Source organism: Pseudomonas sp. 21 (genome assembly GCF_000955805.1).
GTDB lineage: Bacteria > Pseudomonadota > Gammaproteobacteria > Pseudomonadales > Pseudomonadaceae > Pseudomonas.
Genome location: NZ_JYOA01000002.1, coordinates 193,119 through 212,990, shown reverse-complemented (window position 1 = coordinate 212,990; position 19,872 = coordinate 193,119). Strand labels below are relative to the sequence as shown.

14 protein-coding genes are annotated in these 19,872 nt (G+C 67.8%); 4 read left to right on the top strand and 10 right to left on the bottom strand.

Translation table 11 applies throughout. The annotated features are described in order from the left end of the window. The first annotated feature begins 231 nt into the window (after positions 1–231). The 4 genes from UB43_RS05365 (at position 232) to UB43_RS05350 (ending at position 6,692) form a co-directional block, all read left to right on the top strand. Complete coding sequence (locus UB43_RS05365) at positions 232–1,350, top strand: efflux RND transporter periplasmic adaptor subunit (protein ID WP_371318993.1); 1,119 nt, start codon at positions 232–234, stop codon at positions 1,348–1,350. Between the two features lie 10 nt (positions 1,351–1,360). Further along, entirely contained in the window at positions 1,361–4,510 is a 3,150-nt protein-coding gene (locus UB43_RS05360) for an efflux RND transporter permease subunit (RefSeq protein WP_045209323.1), read from the top strand. Further along, the gene (locus UB43_RS05355; protein ID WP_045209322.1) at positions 4,510–5,892 is read left to right on the top strand and encodes an efflux transporter outer membrane subunit; all 1,383 of its coding nucleotides are present in this window, start codon (positions 4,510–4,512) and stop codon (positions 5,890–5,892) included. The genes UB43_RS05360 and UB43_RS05355 overlap by 1 nt, the downstream gene beginning before the upstream one ends. A gap of 110 nt (positions 5,893–6,002) precedes the next feature. After that, positions 6,003–6,692 (top strand): GNAT family N-acetyltransferase, encoded by a 690-nt coding sequence (locus UB43_RS05350; protein ID WP_045209319.1) that lies wholly within the window; start codon positions 6,003–6,005, stop codon positions 6,690–6,692. A gap of 314 nt (positions 6,693–7,006) precedes the next feature. Here the strand turns inward: UB43_RS05350 and UB43_RS05345 are convergent, their stop codons facing one another. The 10 genes from UB43_RS05345 to UB43_RS05300 all read right to left on the bottom strand — a co-directional run bounded on the left by UB43_RS05345 (position 7,007) and on the right by UB43_RS05300 (position 19,813). Continuing rightward, the gene (locus UB43_RS05345; RefSeq protein WP_045209317.1) at positions 7,007–9,517 is read right to left on the bottom strand and encodes a fused MFS/spermidine synthase; all 2,511 of its coding nucleotides are present in this window, start codon (positions 9,515–9,517) and stop codon (positions 7,007–7,009) included. Positions 9,518–9,641: 124 nt separating this feature from the next. After that, positions 9,642–11,216, bottom strand: coding sequence for an arylsulfatase (locus UB43_RS05340; protein WP_045209315.1), 1,575 nt, complete (start codon positions 11,214–11,216; stop codon positions 9,642–9,644). Between the two features lie 110 nt (positions 11,217–11,326). Then, positions 11,327–12,322 carry an HAD family phosphatase gene (locus UB43_RS05335; RefSeq protein ID WP_045209314.1) on the bottom strand — a complete coding sequence of 332 codons (996 nt, stop codon included), beginning with the start codon at positions 12,320–12,322 and terminating at the stop codon, positions 11,327–11,329. A 14-nt stretch (positions 12,323–12,336) separates the two neighbouring features. Then, positions 12,337–13,659, bottom strand: coding sequence for a BatD family protein (locus UB43_RS05330; protein ID WP_045209312.1), 1,323 nt, complete (start codon positions 13,657–13,659; stop codon positions 12,337–12,339). Next, positions 13,656–15,230, bottom strand: coding sequence for a VWA domain-containing protein (locus tag UB43_RS05325; protein ID WP_045209310.1), 1,575 nt, complete (start codon positions 15,228–15,230; stop codon positions 13,656–13,658). Before UB43_RS05325 ends, UB43_RS05330 begins: the two co-directional genes overlap by 4 nt. Then, complete coding sequence (locus UB43_RS05320) at positions 15,230–16,237, bottom strand: VWA domain-containing protein (protein ID WP_045209307.1); 1,008 nt, start codon at positions 16,235–16,237, stop codon at positions 15,230–15,232. The genes UB43_RS05325 and UB43_RS05320 overlap by 1 nt, the downstream gene beginning before the upstream one ends. Next, positions 16,224–16,721, bottom strand: coding sequence for a DUF4381 domain-containing protein (locus UB43_RS05315; RefSeq protein WP_045209306.1), 498 nt, complete (start codon positions 16,719–16,721; stop codon positions 16,224–16,226). The genes UB43_RS05320 and UB43_RS05315 overlap by 14 nt, the downstream gene beginning before the upstream one ends. Continuing rightward, positions 16,718–17,659: a DUF58 domain-containing protein gene (locus tag UB43_RS05310; RefSeq protein ID WP_045209305.1), complete on the bottom strand. Its 942-nt coding sequence runs from the start codon at positions 17,657–17,659 to the stop codon at positions 16,718–16,720. Before UB43_RS05310 ends, UB43_RS05315 begins: the two co-directional genes overlap by 4 nt. Positions 17,660–17,669: 10 nt before the next feature. Next, complete coding sequence (locus tag UB43_RS05305) at positions 17,670–18,650, bottom strand: MoxR family ATPase (RefSeq protein WP_045209304.1); 981 nt, start codon at positions 18,648–18,650, stop codon at positions 17,670–17,672. Positions 18,651–18,865: 215 nt separating this feature from the next. Further along, the gene (locus UB43_RS05300; RefSeq protein ID WP_045209302.1) at positions 18,866–19,813 is read right to left on the bottom strand and encodes an AraC family transcriptional regulator ligand-binding domain-containing protein; all 948 of its coding nucleotides are present in this window, start codon (positions 19,811–19,813) and stop codon (positions 18,866–18,868) included. Between the last annotated feature and the right edge of the window lie 59 nt (positions 19,814–19,872).

Below are 19,872 nucleotides of genomic sequence, written 5' to 3'. Positions count from 1 at the left end.
GCAATCGAAACTGCCGACATTGAAGCGCGCCGCCCCGCGCGCAGCAAGGCGCGACCGGCAATCTCCGCGGTTTCTCCCAGATGACTGCACATTCCCTGCACATTTCCCGAGCAGCCTGGAAGCCTGAAATTCATTAGGTCCGGAGCCCCACGGATGTCTTCCTTCGCGCTTAACCTCTCCCTGCTCTCTCCATTGGCCCGCGCCCTGCTGCTGGGCGCCGGCCTGCTCGCCATGGCGGGCTGCCGAGACTCGGGCCCCGCCCAGCCGCCCACCCTGGTCCAGCAGGTCGGCGTGTACCACGTCAGCAGTGGCCCGCAAGCCTTGAGCATGACCCTGCCCGGCCGTGCCAGTGCGCACCTGGTCGCGGAGATCCGCCCGCAGGTGGGCGGCATCCTGCTCAAGCGCCTGTTCGAAGAAGGCGCCACGGTGAAGGCCGGCCAGCCGCTCTACCAGATCGACCCGCAGCCTTACGAAGCCGCACTGGCCCAGGCCGAGGCGACGGTCACCTCCTCACGCGCCACGCTCAAGGCCGCAGAGCTGAAGGCGAAGCGCGACGCACAGCTGGTGAAGATCGACGCCATCAGCGCCGAAGACAACGAAAGCGCCCAGGCCTCCCTGCTCGAAGCCCGCGCCAGCCTGCAGTCGGCCCAGGCCGCACTGCGCACGGCACGGATCAATCTCGGCTACACCAAGATCAACGCGCCCATCGACGGTCAGACCTCTACCTCCTCGGTCACACCGGGCGCGCTGGTCACCGCCGAGCAGACCACCGCGCTGACCACGGTGCAGCAGCTGGACCCGATCTACGTCGACTTCACCCAGCCCAGCAGCACCCTGCTGCGCCTCAAGCGCGAGCTGGCCGAGGGCAAGCTCGCCCCGGCCGAGCAGAAGGACGCCACGCGCATCAGCCTGGAGCTGGAAGACGGCAGCACCTACGGCCACGAAGGCACCCTCACCTTCAATGGCGTCAGCGTTGACGAAAGCACCGGCAGCGTCACCCTGCGCGCCCTCGTGCCCAACCCCGATGGCCTGCTGCTGCCGGGCATGTACATCAAGGCGACGTTGCAGGAAGGCGTGCAGCAGGACGCCATCCTCGTACCGCAGCAGGGCGTGAGCCGCGATGAGCGCGGCGATGCCACCGCGCTGGTGGTGGTGGACGGCAAGGTCGAGCAGCGCGAGCTGACCCTCGCCCGTGCAGTGGGCAACCGCTGGTGGGTGAGCAAGGGCCTGGACGAAGGCGACCAGCTGATCGTCCAGGGCCTGCAGAAGGTGCGCGTCGGCCAGGAGGTCCAGGCCATCGAGGCCGGCGCCGGCAACAGCCTGACCGCGCAAACCGACAGCCACGACTGAGGCAGAACCCATGGCACGCTTCTTCATCGACCGGCCGATCTTCGCCTGGGTCATCGCCATCCTGGTGATGCTCGGCGGCGGCCTGGCCATCACCCAGCTGCCGCTGGCGCAGTATCCCAACATCGCGCCGCCGCAGATCACCCTCAGCGCCACCTACACCGGCGCCTCCGCCAAGACCATGGAAGACTCGGTGACCCAGGTCATCGAGCAGCAGATGACCGGCCTCGACGGCCTGGTCTACATGTCCTCCAGCAGCAGCTCGGCGGGCAGCGCCAGCATCACCCTGACCTTCGAGGCCGGCACCGACGTCAACACCGCGCAGATGCTGGTGCAGACCAAGCTGGAACAGGCCAAGGCACGGCTGCCGCAGACCGTGCAGCAGCAGGGCATCGAGATCCGCAATTCCTCCAGCGACTTCCTGATCATCCTCTCGCTGGTCTCGGACAACCCCAACGTCAGCGCCACCGACATCAGCGATTTCATCTCCAGCACGCTGTACGACCAGATCAGCCGCGTGGACGGCGTCGGCCAGGTGACCACCCTGGGCTCCAGCTACGCCATGCGGGTCTGGCTCGACCCGGACAAGCTCAAGCAGTACGCGCTGATGCCCTCGGACATCACCACCGCGCTGCAAGCGCAGAACGTCGACACTTCCGCCGGCCAGCTCGGCGCCCTCCCCGCGCGGCCCGGCCAGCAGCTCAACGCCACCATCAGCGCACGCAGCAAGCTGACCACCGCCGCGCAGTTCCGCGAGCTGGTACTCAAGCATTCGAGCAATGGCGCCGTGGTCACCCTGGCCGATGTGGCCCGCGTGGAGCTAGGCAGCGAGAGCTACGACGTGGTCGCCGAGCACAACGGCCGCCCCTCCGGCGGCATGGCCGTGAGCCTGGCCACCGGCGCCAACGCGCTGGACGTGTCCCAGGGCGTACAGGACAAGATGGTCGAGCTGGAAAAATTCTTCCCCAGCAAGCTGCAACTGCGCACTGAAGTGGCCTACAACACTGCGCCCTTCGTGAAGATTTCCATCCAGGAAGTGGTCATGACGCTGTTCGAGGCCATCGCCCTGGTCGTCGCGATCATGTACCTGTTCCTGCAGAATTGGCGCGCCACCCTGATCCCGGCCGTGGCCGTGCCGGTGGTGCTGCTGGGCACCTTCGGCGTGCTCTCGCTGATGGGCTATTCGATCAACACGCTGACCATGTTCGGCATGGTCCTGGCCATCGGCCTGCTGGTGGACGACGCCATCGTGGTCGTGGAGAACGTCGAAAGGATCATCGTCGAGAAAGGCCTGTCACCGCGTGAGGCCACGCGCCAATCCATGGGCGAGATCAGCGGTGCGCTGATCGGCATCGCCGTGGTGCTCTCGGCGGTCTTCGTGCCGATGGCCTTCTTCGGCGGCTCCACCGGGGTGATCTACCGGCAGTTCTCGGTGACCATGGTCGCCGCCATGGCGCTCTCCGTGCTGGTGGCCATGACCCTCACGCCGGCACTGTGCGCCACCCTGCTCAAGCCGAGCCAGAGCCACGGCGAAGACCGCCGCGGATTCTTCGGCTGGTTCAACCGCACCTTCGACCGCGGCGCCCGCGACTACCAGCGCGGCGTCAGCGGCGTGCTGGCCCGCCCCGTGCGTGCGCTGGTGGTGTATGCGCTGGTGCTGGGCGGCGTCGCGATGCTGTTCCACAAGCTGCCCACCTCGTTCCTCCCCGACGAGGACCAGGGCATGCTGATGATGCAGATGACCCTCCCGGTGGGCGGCACCGACGAGCGCCTGCAGGAAGTCACCCGGCAGGTGCAGGACTACATGCTCAAGCAGCCGGAAGTGGCCTCGATCATGACCGTACGCGGCCTGGGCAACGGCGGCAACGCGCAGAACTCCGGGCGCGCCTTCGTCAAGCTGAAGGACTGGAGCGAGCGCCAGGGCGAGGAACACAGCGCCGAATCGGTGGCGCGCCGGGCCAACATGGCGCTGATGAAGATCCTCGACGCGCAGGTGTTCGTCATGTCCCCGCCGGCCATCATGGGCCTGGGCGAAAGTTCCGGCTTCGACGTGCAGATGCAGGACCTGGGCGGCCTCGGCCACGCCGAGCTGCTCAAGGCGCGCAACCAGTTCCTCGAACTGGCGAACCAGGACCCGCGCCTGTCCTTCGTCCGCGCCCAGGGCCTGGAAGATACCCCGCAACTCAACGTCGACATCGACGACCGCAAGGCCGGCGCCATGGGCGTTGCCGCCGGTGACATCAACGACACCCTGAGCGTCGCCCTGGGCGGCAGCTACGTGAACGACTTCCTCGATGCCGGCCGGGTGAAGAAGGTGTACATGCAGGGCGACGTCGACAAGCGCATGCAGGCCGAGGACATCGGCGACTGGTACGTGCGCAACTCGGACAGCGCCATGGTGCCGATGTCGACCTTCATCAGCACCCGCTGGAGCACCGCCTCGCCACTGCTGGAACGCTACAACGGCTTCGGTTCCTACGAGCTGGTGGGCGAGCCGGCGGCGGGCGTCAGCTCCGGCGTGGCCATGGCCGCCGTGGAGGAAATCATGGCGCATTTGCCCGAAGGGATCGGCTACGCCTGGACCGGCCAGTCCTACCAGGAACGCATGGCCGGCAACCAGGCGCCGCTGCTCTACGCCATCTCCATCCTCTTCGTGTTCCTGTGTCTTGCAGCACTGTACGAGAGCTGGTCGGTGCCCTTCGCAGTGATGCTGGTGGTGCCGCTGGGTATCCTCGGCGCGCTGCTGCTGACCGGCGTGCGCGGCTTGTCCAACGATGTGTATTTCCAGGTCGGCCTGCTGACCACCGTGGGCCTGGCGGCGAAGAACGCGATCCTCATCGTCGAGTTCGCCAAGGAGAATGTCGAGCGCGGCCAGGAGCTGATCGCGGCGACGCTGGAGGCGGTGCGGGTACGCCTGCGCCCGGTGCTGATGACGTCCCTGGCGTTCATCCTCGGCGTGCTGCCGCTGGCCCTCTCCAGCGGCGCCGGCGCCGGCGGCCGCCAGGCCATCGGTACCGGCGTGCTGGGCGGCATGCTCGCCGCCACGGCGCTGGGCCTGTTCTTCATCCCCCTGTTCTATGTGCTGGTGCAACGCCTGGCCGCGCGGATGGCTGCCGCCAACGTTGCGCCCGACGTCACCGATACTGTCGAAGGAGAAGCCTGATGCGCCTTTCCCCTCTTCCCTTGATTCTTGCGTTGACGCTCGGCGGTTGCGTAAACCTCGCCCCCGACTACCAGCGCCCCGAAGCACCCGTGGCCAGCCAGTGGTCCAGCACCACCCCGGCCGGCCAGGCCAGCGCCGACATCGCCTGGCGCGAGCTGTTCGTCGATGCGCGGCTGCGTGACACCGTGGCCCGCGCCCTGGCCAACAACCGCGACCTGCGCGTCGCCGCACTGAACGTCGAGTACCAGCAGGCGCAGTACCGTATCCAGCGCGCGGCACTGTTCCCGGCAGTCTCTGCGAGCGCTGACGGCACCCGCCAGCGTGGCGTGGCCGAGGGCAGCAGCAACGCCGTCAGCAGCCAGTACAGCGTCGGCCTGGGCGTGAGCAACTACGAGCTGGACCTGTTCGGCCGCCTGGGCAACCTCAAGGACGCTGCGCTGGAGGACTACCTGTCCCTCGAACAGACCCGCCGCAGCACGCAGATCAGCCTGGTGGCGGAAGTCGCCAGTGCCTGGATGACCCTGGCCGCCGACCAGCAATTGCTGACCCTGGCCAAGGACACCTACGCCAGCCAGCAGAAGACTTACGATCTGGTGCAGCAGGCCCACGGCCTGGGCGGCCAGTCGGGCCTGAGCCTGGCGCAGTCGCGCAGCACCGTGGAATCGGCCCGCGCCGACGTGGCCAACTACGCCAGCCAGGTCGAACAGGACCGCAACGCCCTGGAACTGCTGGTGGGCGAACGCCTGGACGACAGCCTGCTGCCCGGCGACGCCAGGCTCGATGCCGCCTTGCTGGTCAACGTCCCCGCCGGCCTGCCCTCGACATTGCTGCAACGCCGCCCCGATGTGCTGGCCGCCGAGCACACGCTCAAGGCCGCCAACGCCGACATCGGCGCCGCGCGCGCGGCCTTCTTCCCCAGCGTGACCCTGACCGCCAGCGGCGGCAGCGCCAGCAGCGAGCTGTCCGGGCTGTTCAAGTCCGGCAGCCGCGCCTGGAGCTTCGCCCCGTCGATCAACCTGCCGATCTTCAACGCCGGCAGCAACCGCGCGAGCCTCGACGCGGCGAAGGTCACCCGCGACATCGACGTGGCCAAGTACGAGAAGACCCTGCAGACTGCCTTCAGCGAAGTCGCCGACGCCCTCTCCGTACGCAGCCACATCAGCGAGCAACTCGACGCCCAGCGCAGCCTGACCCAGGCCACCGAGAAGAGCTACGACCTGTCCCTGGCGTTGTACAAGCAGGGCTCGCAAAGCTTCCTCGAGGTGCTCGACGCACAGCGTTCGCTGTACTCCGCACAGCAGTCGCTGATCAGCCTGGAGCTGTCCGAGCAGGTCAACCGGGTGACCCTGTACAAGACCCTCGGCGGTGGCTGGGACAGCTGAGGGGCGTCTGCCGCCAAGCGCCCACCGGAGGAATCGCGGGAGGCCCGCGGAGGTTACAATGGCCGCCACGCCGATTCCCCCGGATCGGCCACGCCCGGAGCCCGCTGCAGATGTTCACCCTCGTCACCCTCGACACCTCGCCCCCCGAATCCCTGAAAAGCCAGGTGCTGCAACTGGTGGTGGACGACTTCAGCGACATCAGCCCGGTGCCGCTGACGCCCAGCAACCCGCTGTTCCAGCTGTACCAGTACGTGATCGGCTTCGAGGTGCACCTGTACCTGCAGGCCATGGACGGCTCCGCCGCGAGTCCCGCCCGCCTGATCCTCGCCCTGGACGATGAAGACCCGTCGCAGGTACTGGGCTTTGCCCTCTACCTGCCGAGCCAGGATGACGCCCAGGCCTGCACCCTGGCGTACCTCGCCGTCCAGGCCAGCCACCGCCGGCGCGGTATCGCCCGTGCCATGCTGCAGAAGATGATCGAGCAGCGCCCCCACGCCGAACTGGCCTGCGCGGCGGGCAAGGTGCCGGTCTTCGAGGCGATGGGCTTCAAACCGCTGGCGGCGCAAGGCCCGCACGTGCTGATGAACACCCGCGACCACCGCTCCGACGGCATGGTCGCGGTGCAGGACCTGGCACCGATCTACCAGTCCAAGGAGGTGCGGCAGATCCACGCCTACCTGGTGAAGCAGAACGGCAGCAAGGCGATGCGCGAGGCGGAGAAGAAACGCGACCGCCTGCTCGACCAGATGACCTGGCAGGCACAGGAACTGGTGAAGGCGCGCTTCCCCACCCTCCACTGAAAGCAATCCGCCGCCCGCGTGGCCACACCCCGGCGGATCGACTCGCCGCCTGCTGCACCCAAGGCTGTCGGCCATGGCCATTGCAACCCATGCCGAAAGAACCATGGGGCGGCCTTCGCCAGCTACCAGGACCCCATGATTGCGCTATGGCGGGTGCTAACGCCCTTTCATCGAGCCGACGCATTCACAGCATCCGGACGCTGAAATTGCAGGGGGCCGCTATTCGCTGACGGCTCGCGCAGTGCAATACGAATGTCCGCCAGGGGCCGGAAGCAGCCAGTAGCAGAGAACCGCAATCAGCCAGCCGCGCCCTCTCAAGGGGCGCCGAGGAACCAGCGGTAATAGGGATTGTCGCCATCATCCAGGGCCACCTGCCGGGCATCGCGGGCCCAGGCCTGGCGGTCGCCGCGGTAGGCGTTCAGGCTGAGGTCGTAGAAGCGGCGCAGCCTCCGCCAGCCGTCATTGACCGATGCCTGGACCGAAGGCAGGGCGTTCTCCAGCGGGGGCGCCGTGCGCAGGGCGAGCAGGGCTGGCAGCACGCGGGCGATTTCCTTCGGGCGGACCCAGGGCGCGTATTCGATGCGCGGGTGATCGTCGGTCACCGGCAGCGCATCGCCGGCGTAGCGCTCCAGCCCTGCCCGGTCGGTGACCCAGGTGGCCAGCAGCGCTTCGACCGAGTCGATCCCGACCTCCCCCAGCGCGGCGGCGACTTCCGGTTGTTCGAAGCGCTGGCGGATGGTCGTCACGTCCAGGTGCAGCGGCTGCAGCGAGCCCACCAGCAGCATCTCGTGGAACTCCGTGGTCCACAGCGTGGCGTAGGGGAAGACGTCGATGAAGCTGCGCACCAGCGAGCGGCTTTCCTCGTCGTTCTGCGTCGGCAACGGCAGCCACTGGGCAACCACGCCGCCTTCTTCCAGGCGCGAGGCAGCGAGCTGGTAGAAGTCACGGGAATACAGGTTGACCACCCCGGCGGCCGAAGGCGGCGGCGGTTCCAGGGTGATCATGTCGTAGCGCTCGGCGCTGCGCAGCAGCTCGCGGCGGCCATCGCGCAGGCGGATGTCCAGGCGCGGATCGTGGATGGCGTCGAAATTGCCCTTGAAGCTCGGTGCTGCGGCCAGCACTTCCGGCAGCAACTCGGCCACCACCGGGTGTTGCAGGTCGCGGTAGCGCAGCATGGCGCCGGCGGTGATACCGGTGCCGAAACCGATCACCAGCGCCGAGCGCGGCTCGCCGTTGTGGATCAACAGGGGCAGCAGCGCCTGCAGGCGCATGTAGCGCAGCGATGGCATGGCATCGCCGGTATTGGAAACGCCCTGGATGTAGAGGCGGTTGAAGCGGTTGTCGCCCCTGCCCTGCTCGATGACGGCAACGGTGCCGCCGCGGCCCTCGGCATAGAAGCCGATCCGGCCGTTGCGCGCGCCCGGCATCAGCTCGGCCAGGTGCTGCGGCGGCGTCAGGGCGCCGATTGCCACGGCAAACACCGCCACGACGACGACGCCGACGCGCCGCTTTCTGCTCACGCCTTCGCCGAACCAGACGGCCAGCAGGCCGATGACGGCGGCCAGCGCTCCAAGCACGGCCAGCGTGCGCACCAGTCCCAGCCCGGGGACGAGCACGAAGCCGGTCAGCATGACACCGACAATGCCACCCAAGGTGTTGAGCGCCACCACGACGCCGACATCGCGGCCAACGTGGTTTCGATCCACCGACAGCCGCAGGGCGATGGGGAAAGCCGCGCCCAGCAGGGTCGTCGGCAGGAACACCACACACAGCGCCGCCACCGTGAAGCGCGCGCACATGCCTGCCAGCTCGCTGCCACCGGCTTGCAGCACCAGCCATTCGACGCGGGTCTGCAGGCCGATCAGCCAGGTGCCGAGACCGGCGATCTGCGCAACGGCCAGCAGTCCCGCCGCGGCGATGAGCAGGCCGAACAGGCCCCAGGGATCGCGGAGGCGATCGGCGCGCCGGGCATACAGGGCGCTGCCCAGCACCAGGCCGCAGAGGTAGGTGGCCAGGACCACGGCAAAGGCAAAGGTGCGCGTGCTCATGAACTGGACGATGGATTGCGTCCAGACCACCTCGTACCCCAGTGCCACGCCGCCAGCGACGCAGTACAGCGCTATGGCCAGGCGTGCCGCACGGCTGCGCGGGCCGGTGGTCGGCGCGTCAGGCACCGTGGTCCGTGCCGTCTGCTGGCGGATCAGCAGCGCCCCGCCGGCGGCGAACAGGTTGAACACAGCCGCCGCGCAGGCGCTCCCCAGCACGCCCAGCCAGGGCAACAACACGAAGGCAGCCAGCAGCGTGCCGCCGATGGCGCCCGCCGTATTGGCGGCATACAGGCCCCCGCCGGCGCGCCCCATCTGCCCTTCGGCCGGTTCCAGCGCACGCACCAGCACTGGCAGGGTGCCGCCCATGAAGAAAGCCGGTACACCGACCAGCACGAACGGCAGCACCCAGGCCAGGGCGCCGAGCGCTTCTTCCAGGAAGGCGAAGGTGCTGGCGGCATTGGCCAGCGCGACGGTGGCGGCGACGGCCAGCAGCGCCACCAGTAACTCCAGGCCGGCGTACAGCCGCAGTGGCCGCTCCAGCCGATCCGCGAGACGGCCGAAGGCCAGGCCACCCAGGGCCAGCCCGGCGAAGAAGGCACTGATTGCGGTGGTGACGGCGTACACCTCCACACCCACCACCAGCGAAAGCTGCTTGACCCACAACACCTGGAACACCAGCGCCGACCCGCCCGAGGCGAACAGCAGCAGTGCCGGCACCCAGGCTGCCAGCCCAGGGTGCGAACGCAACTGCGTCGGGGTGGCACGACGGGTGTTCATCGGGGACGAGCTGACCGCTGGAGGCATCGAATCAACCTTGTCTGACAGAGAAACCCCCGCGATAGCCGGGCTATCGCGGGGGAGGAATCGGGCGCCGCCGTTCGGGCGCCCCGGTTACCGCTCACTACTTGGCGCCCTGCTTCATCTTCGCTTCGATCTTCGCGTCCACATCCTTGCGGATCTGGTCGATGCTGAAGCTCGCCGGGCGCTGGCTCGGCGGATAATCGACGAAGGTCTGCAGGAACTTCGCGGCCTTCTGCGTCCCCTGGAACAGCAGGTAGTCGTTCTTGGTCAGCCAGTCGTAGTACTGGTCGGAGACCACGTCCGCCCGCTCGTACGGGTCCATGCGCAGGTTGAACAGCTTGGGCACGCGCAGGCAGGTGAACGGCTCGCTCCAGACCTTCAGGCCACCCGGTGCGCGCTGTTCGCACCAGACGATCTTCCAGTCGCCGAAGCGCATGCCCACCAGCTCGGCGTCGTCGTTGAAGTAGTAGAACTCGTTGCGCGCGCCCTTGTCGGTCTTGCCGGTCAGGTAGTCCAGCTGGTTGTAGCCGTCCAGGTGCACCTTGAAGGTCTTGCCGCCGACATCAGCACCCTTGAGCAGGCGATCCTTGATGTCGGTATCGCCGATGGCGGCCAGCAAGGTCGGGAACCAGTCAAGCCCGGAGAACATCTGGGTGGAGACGCTGCCCGGCTTGATGTGGTTCGGCCAGCGGATCATCGCCGGCACCCGGTAGGCGCCCTCCCAGTTGGAGTTCTTCTCATTGCGGAACGGTGTGGTCGCCGCGTCCGGCCAGGACCACTGGTTCGGGCCGTTGTCGGTGGTGTAGACGACGATGGTGTTGTCAGCGATCTTAAGGTCATCCACCGCCTTGAGCAGTTTGCCGACGTCACCGTCGTGCTCGATCATGCCGTCGGCATAGTCGTTGCCCGCCATGCCGCTCTGGCCCTTCATCGAATCGCGGATGTGGGTGAAGGCATGCATGCGCGTGGTGTTCATCCACACGAAGAACGGTTTGTCGGCCTTGACCTGCTTGTCCATGAAGTTGATCGCGGCCTGGGTGGTGTCGTCGTCGATGGTTTCCATGCGCTTGCTGTTCAGCGCGCCGGTGTCCTCGATCTTGCCGTCGGCCGTGGCCTTGATCACGCCACGCGGCGTCGCGGCCTTGGTGAAGGCCTCGTCATCCTTGGGCCAGTAGGGGCGCTCAGGCTCTTCCTCGGCATTGAGGTGGTAGAGGTTGCCGAAGAATTCGTCGAAGCCGTGCTTGGTGGGCAGGTACTCGTCCCGGTCGCCCAGGTGGTTCTTGCCGAACTGGCCGGTGGCATAGCCATGCGCCTTGAGCGCCTGGGCGATGGTGACATCGCGGTCCTGCAGCCCCACCGGCACGCCCGGCATGCCCACCTTGGACAGCCCGGTACGCAGGATCGCCTGCCCGGTGATGAAGGTTGACCGGCCGGCGGTGCAGCTGTTCTCCGCGTAGTAGTCGGTGAACATCATGCCTTCCTTGGCGAGGCGATCGATGTTCGGCGTCTGGTAGCCGACCACGCCGAACGCGTAGGCGCTGATATTGGTCTGGCCGATATCGTCGCCGAAGATCACCAGGATGTTCGGCTTGTCCGCCGCACTGGCGACCGAGCACCCCATTATCGCCGTCGCCGCGAGGGCGAACCGCGATATCCATCTTCCCGTGCGCTTCATTGGTGTTTCTCCATTCCAGTTACTGGTCGTTTGCCACGACTGCGTTCACTGAAGATGCCGACTGCCCGGCTGGAAATCCCCGTGTCCCTGCGGTCTTGCTTGTTGGTGTATTACTGGTCGAACGGATAGATCCGCTTCCACTCCTTGCTCATGTCCACTACGACCCAATCCTTTGCCTTTGCCACATCGAGCGCCTTGTCCAGGCGCCCGACCTTGCTCTGCCGGTCGTAGGCCCACTCGCGTTTTTCATCGGTGTGGTGCACCAGGCCGGCGAAGCGCAGCCCCTTGCCTGCGGTGGTCCACTGCAGCATCTGCAGGTCGCCGTCGGAGTTGCCGAAAGCCAGGATCGGCCGACGGCCAATGATGCTGTCGATGCTCTCCGGCTTGCCGGGGCCATCGTCGTTGTGCACCAGTTTGGGCAGGCGCTGGATCGACAGCACGCCGTCGCGGTCCTCGAAGCGGCTGCCCAGGGTAGTGCCGATCACCTGCTCGGGCGGGATGCCGTAGACCTCTTCGGCGAACGCGCGCATGAACGCCACTTCACCACCGGAGACGATGTAGGTCTTGAAGCCGTTGGCGCGCAGGTAACCCAGCAGTTCCAGCATCGGCTGGAAGACCATCTCGGTGTAGGGCTTGTGGCTGCGCGGATGCCGGGCGCTGGCCAGCCAGCGGCGGGCGTTGGCGATGAACTCCTCGGTGCTGACGCCCGCATGGGTCGCGGCGACTATCTCCAGGATGCCCGGCATGCCGCTGTCGGCCAGGGCCTTGTGGTCGCCTTCGAGCACTGCCTTGAACGGCTGCTTCTCTTTCCATTCCGGGTGCTGCGGCGCCTGCCGCTTCACTTCGTCCAGCGCGAAGAGGACCTGGAAGTACATCGGCTGCTCGCTCCACAGCGTGCCGTCGTTGTCGAACACGGCGATACGCTCGGCCGGCGGCACGAAGTCCTTGCCGCCCTCCTGGGTCACCGCTTCCACGAAGGCAACGATGGCCTGCCGCGAGGGCCCGTCGTTCCACGACGGCAACTCGTCCGCCGCCTGAGCCAGCAGCGGCAGGCAGAGCAGCAGGAACATCCAGCGGACCAGCGGTTGAGCGAGTGTCGAATGCATGTCACCTCCCTGGATCACGGATTCAAAGGTTTGAGGGCATGGGCCGGCAGGCTCGTCGGCTTGCTCGTGCCCAGTTCCCGGCGAATATCCGGCAAGGCCTGGATCAGTGGCCCTGGCCCCGCGCCGGGCTGCGACCCCGGCTGCCCGTAGCGGCCCCCGAGAAACGCTAGCAAAGGATTGGCGACTTTGACGGAGCGTTCAGGAACTGCCGCACTTATTTCACGAAAACCGTTCGTCCGACGAAGCCACAGATACAACGCCCCCACCTGCGGCGGATCGCGCTCGAGCTGCTGACGGACCTGTCGCCAGGCGTATGCCGGCGACTCCCGCCAGGCCTGACGGCGGCGTTCGACAGCACCAAGCGCAGCCATCCGCAACGGCCCCCCCCAGGTGCGCAACGCATAGCCAATCGCTGCCAGCACCAGCACCGCGGCGGCCAGTGCCAGCCAATGGCTGGCGATGCGCACCTGCGCCCGGCGGCCCAGCTCTCGCAGATCGTCACTGATCGAGAATGGCGCTTCATAGACAGCCGCCCCGCTGGCCGACAGCTTCATTGCGGGGGCGGAGGCCGAGTGCTGTTCACCACTGTCCGCAGCCCACCACGGCAGCTCGATGGCAGGAAGCTGGAAGTCTCCGGCACGGTTGACCACGTAGGTCACCGCGTCCATGCGCTCGCCTCCCAGCACACCACCACGGCCGTCGCCCAGGGGCTGCACGGTCGGCGACTGCAGGTAGCGGCGCAGGCCTTCGACGTCGGTGAAGGCCGGCGCGGGAATCAGCATCGCTTGCGCCCCCTCGGCCCGGACATGCACCTTGCGCGTCACGCTGTCCCCGACCCGCAGCGGTTCATGGGAGGCCGTGAGTTCCTGGCTGATGGTCACCCGACTGGCCACCAGCCGCTGCGCCGATTCGCCACCCGCGCCGGCGGGCTGGCGTGCGGTGAAGTGCAGCGCCTGGCTGTGCACCTGCACCGGGCCACTGCCCTGCCCCGGCTGCACCTGGATATCCAGCATCGGGATGTCGAAGCCGCGCGCCGACTGTGGCGTGATCTGGTAGCGGTAGCGCAGGCCGAAGAAAGTCTTGCCGTCGATCGCCTCGGTGAGGTGCGTGGCCTCGCTGGCCGGCTCGGAGACCACTGCGCCGGCCAGCTTGAGCGGCGGCAACTGCGGCGGCTGGCTGAACCAGGTGTCCACGAGCAGGTCGAGTTGCAGGTTGAGCGTGCCGCCCACCATGACCGAATCCCCCGGCAACAGCTGGGCGCGAACCCTCACCTCGGGTTCGGCGGCAACGCCGAGCAGCGGCAGGCACAGCAGCAGGATGGCCAGCGCGCACTTCATGAGCCCGCCCCCGTCGCCGCGTCCTGCAGCATGAACTTGCGGCGCAGGAACTGTGCCGGCGAGGTGCTCAGGTTGTTCAGCCACTGCTCGTCCGACTCGACCTGGGCGCCCTTGCGCGGCACATCCTTGCCTTTGCCGGCGGTGTTGTCGAAGACCTCCTGGTCGGGCTTTTCATCCGGCGGGCCGGCCTCCTGCTGATCCTCGTGATCCTTCTGCAAGGCCAGCGCCAATGCCAGGTTCGCCGTGGCCTGCGGGAACTCGGTCTGGCGCGCCAGTGCCTGGCGATAGGCGCCGATGGCCTGGTCGAACTTCGACAGGCGCACATAGGTGTTGCCCAGGTAGAAATAGCCCTGCGCCGTATCCAGCCGGGCGAAGCTGGCCAGCGCCAGCGGGTAGTCCGCCGCCTGGTAGGCCGCCAGGCCTTTCCAGAAGGGATCGCGGAACTGCGCCGCCGCCTGCGGGTAATGCCCGTGCTCGAACGCCCAGCGCCCCTGCTGGTCGGGCGTGAAGAAGGCATCGGCGAGCACTCCGGCGCGCGCCGGTTGCGGCAGCCCGCCCAGGCTGGCGGCGAGCAGCAGCGCGCTCAGCCAGTGCACCTTCCAGCCCTTGCGCACACTGAGCAACACGAGCAGCAGCAGGGGCCAGCACAACCAGTAGCCGGCGTCCTTCCAGTGCAGTTGTCGCGCATCGCCCTGGGCGGCCTGGAAATGCTGCTGGGCGTGCAGTTCGATCCAGTCCAGGTCGTCGTCGTTGAGGGTCAGGCTGCCGAGCGGCGCATCCGCAGCATCCGCCAGGCCCTTCAGGCCTTCCGCATCGAAGGTGGCGAGCAAGGGGCGGCCCGCCGAGTCCTGCTGGCCACCGGCAAGCAGGCCGCCGTCCTGGCTGCCGACCGCCAGCACCAGCACCTGCAGCTCGCTGCCGCGCAGTGCCTTGTCGATGGCGTCGAACTGCTGTCTGTCGGCGCCATCGGTCAGCAACACCAGGGTGCCGGGCGAGTGCTCGGCAGCCAGCAGCTGCATGGCCTTCTCGATGGCACCCAGCGCATCCTTGCCGGCGCGCTGGATCAGGCCAGGCGACAGCGCCTGCAGGAAGCTGTCGAGCAGCGCCGCGTCCTGGGTCGCCGGCAGCACCAGGTGCGTGCTGCCGGCGTAGGCGATCAGTGCCGTGGGGCTGCCCGGCCGACGCGCAATGAGATCGTGCAGCTTGTGCTTGGCCGCCTCGATGCGCGAGGGCGGGACATCGTGGGCGGCCATCGAGGGCGACAGGTCCAGCGCCAGGATCAGCGGCGCGCGGTTTTCCAGGAAGGCCGGACGATCCTGCTCCCAGGTGGGCCCGGCAGCCGCCACGCCGCCGATCGCCAGTACGGCGCCCAGCAGTTGCACCGGGCGCACGCGATGCGGGTCGACCGGGGTGATCAGCAGATGTTGCAGCAGGTGCGGCGCGATGATCCCGTCGAGGCGCCGCATCAGGTCGTGGCGGCGGCTCCAGAGCAGCGGCAGCAGGATGCCCGGCAGCAGAAGCAGCAGCCACAGCGGACGGAGGAAATGGAAGGCGCCCAGATCGATATCCATCAGCCCTCCGCCTCCTGGCCGACCTGCGCCGCACGCGGAACGGCCAGCCGGCCGGCGATGGCCGCGAGCGCATGGGCTGCCAGCAGCAACAGCAGCGCCGCGCCCAGCGGTAGCCAGAACAGGTCGCGCTTGGGCTGGTGGCTCAAGGTCTTCACCTGGTGCGGGGTGATCTGGTCCAGCGTCGCATAGACCGTCTGCAGAGCCTCGCGGTCGCCCGCGCGGAAGAAACGACCGCCCGTGGTCCGGGCAATATCGCGCAGGGTCTGCAGGTCCACCTTCGACTCGCCGCTGGCCTCGGGGTCGCCAATGCCGATGGTGTGCACCACCACCCCACGCTCGTGGGCCATGGCAGCGGCGTGAGCCGGCGTGATCGCGCTGCCGGTGTCGTTGCCGTCGGTGAGCAGGATCAGCACCTTCTGCTGCTCCGGCGCGTTCTCCAGCAGTTTCAGGGTCAGGCCGATGGCATCGCCCAGCGCGGTATTGGGCCCGGCCATGCCGATGCCCACTTCGTCGAGCAGCATCAGCAGGCTGGCGTGGTCCAGCGTCGGCGGCGATTGCGCGAAAGCGCCGGTGCCAAAGACGATCAGGCCGATGCGGTCGTCCTTGCGCTGGCCGATGAAGTCGCGCACCACGCCCTTGACGATGCTCAGGCGGTCGACCCGGTTACCCGCCGCATCGCGGTAATCGCTGGTTTCCATGGACTGCGAGATGTCGATGGCCAGCATCAGGTCGCGGATCGGCTGCACGCGCTGGATGGGCTTTTCCACCAGCACCGGGCGCGCGCAGGCGAGCAGCACCAGCGCCCAGACCAGCAGGTTGAGCGGCAATTGCCAGCGCCCGCCAGCGGCGCCGCCACGGCTCGGCTCCTGGCCCGCGGCGTGGCTCATGGCCGCGAAGAACGGCACCCGCAGGGCGCTACGCGATTCGCGGTAGGCCGGCAGGTAGCGCCAGGCGAGCCAGGGCAAGGGCAGCAGGAGCAACAGCCAAGGGTACTCAAGCTGCCACATGGTGCACCTCGACCCATTGCCGGCAGGCAGCCAGCAAGGCCTGCGCGTCCTGCTCGCCCAGGGCCTGGATGCGGGTATCCGGGGCGTAGGCCAGCAGTGCCAGTTGCCGTTCGAGATCGGCCGGCAACGCCGTCGTGCTGTGCTGTTGCAGAAAGGCCTGCCAGTCAGCGCCGCCCAGGGGCGCCGAGGCGGCACCACCCGGCATCGACAGGGCGACCCGCTTGACCAGCATTGGCAGCTGGCGCAAGGCGGCCAAGCGCCGGGAAGGCTCCTTCATGGCGGCACCAAGTTCATCGAGCATGGCCAGCGCCTCACGCCGGTAACGGTCGCGCCGCCAGCGCCGATAGCGCCACAGCGCTGCCGCCGCCAGCAGCAACAGCACCGCCAGCGCCAGCACCACCCAGGCCCAGGTCTGCGGCCAATAGCTGACCACCGGCGGCGGCGCGGCCAGCTCCTGGAGTTGATCGATGCTGGGAACGCTCATCGCGCCAGGCGCCCGAGTTCGCCGCGCAACTGCTCCAGGGCGTCGCGGCCGCTGCTGAACATCATCAGCGGCACCTGGCTGCGGCGCAGCAGCGTCGCGACGTCCCTGAGCCGCCCGGAAAGAAACTCCCCCAGCGGCCGGTGGACCTGGCGCCGGCCCACCTCCAGCTCGACCTGCAGCTCGCCCTGGGTCACCGTCACCCGGCCCTTGTCGGGCAGTTGCAGGGCGATGGGATCGAAGACCTGCAGCGCCAGCACGTCGTTGTGCGCATTCAGCTGTCGCAGCAGTTGCAACGTCTGCTCGGTGACGCCGGCAAAGTCGCTGATGATCACCACCAGGCTGTCGTGGCCGGCCACGCCCAGGCACTGGCGCAGTACGCGGTCCAGCTGCCCCGGTGAGTCCTCGTCGCCGCGCGTGGCGTGCAGCGCATGGTTGTGTCGGACGATAGCGGCGCACAGCGCCTCCACCCTCGCCCGGCTGCGCAGGGGGCGGATGTACTCGATGCGGCGGTCACCGAACACCAGGCCGCCGACCCGGTCGCCCGCCTGCAGCGCCATCCAGCCACCCAGTGCGGCAAGCTCGGCGGCGAGCACTGACTTGAAGCTGCGCCGGGAGCCGAAGTACATGCTCATGCGCTGGTCCACCAGCAACAGGGTCGGCCGGTCGCGCTCCTCGGTGTAGCTGCGCACGAAGGGCTTGCCGTAGCGCAGCGAGGCGCGCCAGTCCAGGTGGCGCAGGTCGTCGCCGGGGTTGTACTGGCGCAGCTCGTCGAAGCTCAGTCCACGCCCGCGCAGGCGCGCCGCATGGCTGCCGGACAGGATGCTGGAAAGCGGTTGCCGCGACAGAAAACTCAGGCCACGCACACGGTGCTCCAGCAGCATCAACTGCTGCAGCGCCGCGTAGACATGACCATCGGCAACCGGCTGCGATTCGGCCATGGATGCCTCCTCAGGCCGGGATCGCCACTTTGTCGAGCAGCCGGTCGATCACCTGGTCGGCCTCCACGCCATCGGCAACGGCGTCATAGGACAGCAGCAGGCGATGGCGCAGGACGGGATGCACGACGGCACGCACATCGTCGGGCGTCACGTAGTCGTTACCCGCCATCCAGGCGTGGGCGCGTGATACCCGGTCCAGGCTGATGCCGCCGCGCGGGCTGGCGCCGACCTTCAACCAGCGGGCCAGGTCGTCGTCGTAAGCCGCCGGGCGCCGCGTGGCGTTGATCAGGTCGATGAGGTAGCGGTCGATGGCCTCGGAAACATGCACGTCGCCGACTGCCTTGCGGGCAGCGAACACGGCCTCCTGCGCGAGCGGCGTGATGGCCTCGGGCGCCGCGCCGGACTGCTGGCTGCGCTCCTCGGCCCGCACCAGTTGCAGCACGCGGGATTCGTCCTCGACCCGTGGGTAGTCGATCAGCAGCTTCATCAGGAAGCGGTCCATCTGCGCCTCGGGCAGCGGGTAGGTGCCTTCCTGCTCGATGGGGTTCTGCGTGGCGAGCACCATGAACAGCCCCGGCATGCGGTGCGTCTGCCCGGCCACGGTGATCTGGCGCTCCTCCATGGCTTCGAGCAGCGCCGCCTGGACCTTGGCCGGCGCGCGGTTGATCTCGTCGGCGAGGATGACGTTGCCGAACAGCGGCCCGGGCTGGAATTTCAGCTGGTTGCCCTGCTCCGTCTGCTGGAGGATTTCCGCCCCGGTGATGTCCGAGGGCAGCAGGTCGGGAGTGAACTGGACGCGGCTCATCCGCGCATCCAGATGCCTGGACAAGGCCTTGACGGTTCGGGTCTTGGCCAGGCCCGGAAGGCTTTCCAGAAGAACATGACCATTGGCCAGGAGCCCCAGCAGGATATGCCGGACGGTTTCTTCCTGACCCAGTACCTGCGCCGATACGGCGGCTTCCAGAGCGGCAATCTGCTCACGCGTGGACACGGTTTGTTCCTTGTTCCGTCGATTCGGATTCCTTGCCGATGGCGCGCCGGAGCTGCTCTCCGGACACACTGCCGTGCCACCGCCTGCGGGATAACTGTAGCAACTGTGAAATGCCGCGCCATGGTGGCACCGGTCGTGAAATGAGCAGGCACGGGGAATGGACGTCCGCACAGCCCAGGGCTGCATCCGGGCCGGATTACGTCACCGGGTGCCGGTCAGCCGACCTCGCGCCACCGACGGCGGGCGTGCTGGTAGGCGTCCTGGTCGCCATAGCCCAGGCGCGTGGCGATCTCGCCAGCCGCAAGCCCCTGCAACTCGAAATGCTGTTCCAGTTCACCGCGAACCAGATCCAGCAACTGGCGAAAGCTCAGCCCCTGCTCTTCCAGGCGCCGGCGCAGGGTCCGGGCGCTCTGGTGCAAAGCCGCGGCCTGCTCCTCCAGGCCCGGCACGCGCCCTTCAGCGAGCGCCCGTCGCATGTTCCGCGCCAGTTTCCCGGCCCAGCCACTGAGCTGGCGCTGGCGACCCAGGCGACGATCGAGCTCCTGGCAGATGATCTCGAGCATGCCGGCGTGACGGTCCACCAGCGGCCTGGCCAGGTCCTCTTTCGCGTAGTACAGGCGATTGCCAGCCCCGGAAAATTCCACCGGTACGCCGAATGCCTCGGCGTACTGCGCGTGATAGGCCGGGCGCGGGTGGCTGAACTCCACGCGAGAAGGTGTGATCGGGCAGCCGGTAGCCTCGCGCATCACGGTGAGGCTCATGACGAAGTAGTGCTCGACGGTGAAGCGGGCGAGATCGCCCGGCGCATCGATCATCACCTCCACCCCAGCGCCCTGGTCGTCCTCGACGTAATCGAGGGTGTCCATGTCCGACGCCAGCCGCCCGTATCGCGCCCAGAGCCGCAGGGCCTCGCCGACACTGGCGCAGTAGCCGGCGGAGATCGCCAGGATGTGGCGGTCCTGCGCCGTGAACTGACCGAACAGGTGCAAACCGATCGCGGGGTCATGCTGCTGCGCCTCGGCCAACAGCTCTTCCAGGGCGACCATGCTGTAGTCGCCCTCCCGATGCCGGCGCATGCCCAGCAGGTAACGCTCCAGCACCAGCCCCAGCGAGCCGCGGTGGTATCGCTGAGGATTGGCCACTTCTCGGGGATTTCTGTCCATTTCACGCCTGACGCGGGCCGAGCCCTTGTTTTCTTATTGTTCTTGCCGTGCCCCGAGGG

Excerpts from the sequence above, each read along its gene's own strand:
- UB43_RS05365 (WP_371318993.1), top strand. The coding sequence starts at position 232 with ATGGCGGGCTGCCGAGACTCGGGCCCCGCCCAGCCGCCCACCCTGGTC.
- UB43_RS05360 (WP_045209323.1), top strand. The coding sequence starts at position 1,361 with ATGGCACGCTTCTTCATCGACCGGCCGATCTTCGCCTGGGTCATCGCC.
- UB43_RS05355 (WP_045209322.1), top strand. The coding sequence starts at position 4,510 with ATGCGCCTTTCCCCTCTTCCCTTGATTCTTGCGTTGACGCTCGGCGGT.
- UB43_RS05350 (WP_045209319.1), top strand. The coding sequence starts at position 6,003 with ATGTTCACCCTCGTCACCCTCGACACCTCGCCCCCCGAATCCCTGAAA.
- UB43_RS05345 (WP_045209317.1), bottom strand. The coding sequence starts at position 9,517 with ATGAACACCCGTCGTGCCACCCCGACGCAGTTGCGTTCGCACCCTGGG.
- UB43_RS05340 (WP_045209315.1), bottom strand. The coding sequence starts at position 11,216 with ATGAAGCGCACGGGAAGATGGATATCGCGGTTCGCCCTCGCGGCGACG.
- UB43_RS05335 (WP_045209314.1), bottom strand. The coding sequence starts at position 12,322 with ATGCATTCGACACTCGCTCAACCGCTGGTCCGCTGGATGTTCCTGCTG.
- UB43_RS05330 (WP_045209312.1), bottom strand. The coding sequence starts at position 13,659 with ATGAAGTGCGCGCTGGCCATCCTGCTGCTGTGCCTGCCGCTGCTCGGC.
- UB43_RS05325 (WP_045209310.1), bottom strand. The coding sequence starts at position 15,230 with ATGGATATCGATCTGGGCGCCTTCCATTTCCTCCGTCCGCTGTGGCTG.
- UB43_RS05320 (WP_045209307.1), bottom strand. The coding sequence starts at position 16,237 with ATGTGGCAGCTTGAGTACCCTTGGCTGTTGCTCCTGCTGCCCTTGCCC.
- UB43_RS05315 (WP_045209306.1), bottom strand. The coding sequence starts at position 16,721 with ATGAGCGTTCCCAGCATCGATCAACTCCAGGAGCTGGCCGCGCCGCCG.
- UB43_RS05310 (WP_045209305.1), bottom strand. The coding sequence starts at position 17,659 with ATGGCCGAATCGCAGCCGGTTGCCGATGGTCATGTCTACGCGGCGCTG.
- UB43_RS05300 (WP_045209302.1), bottom strand. The coding sequence starts at position 19,813 with ATGGACAGAAATCCCCGAGAAGTGGCCAATCCTCAGCGATACCACCGC.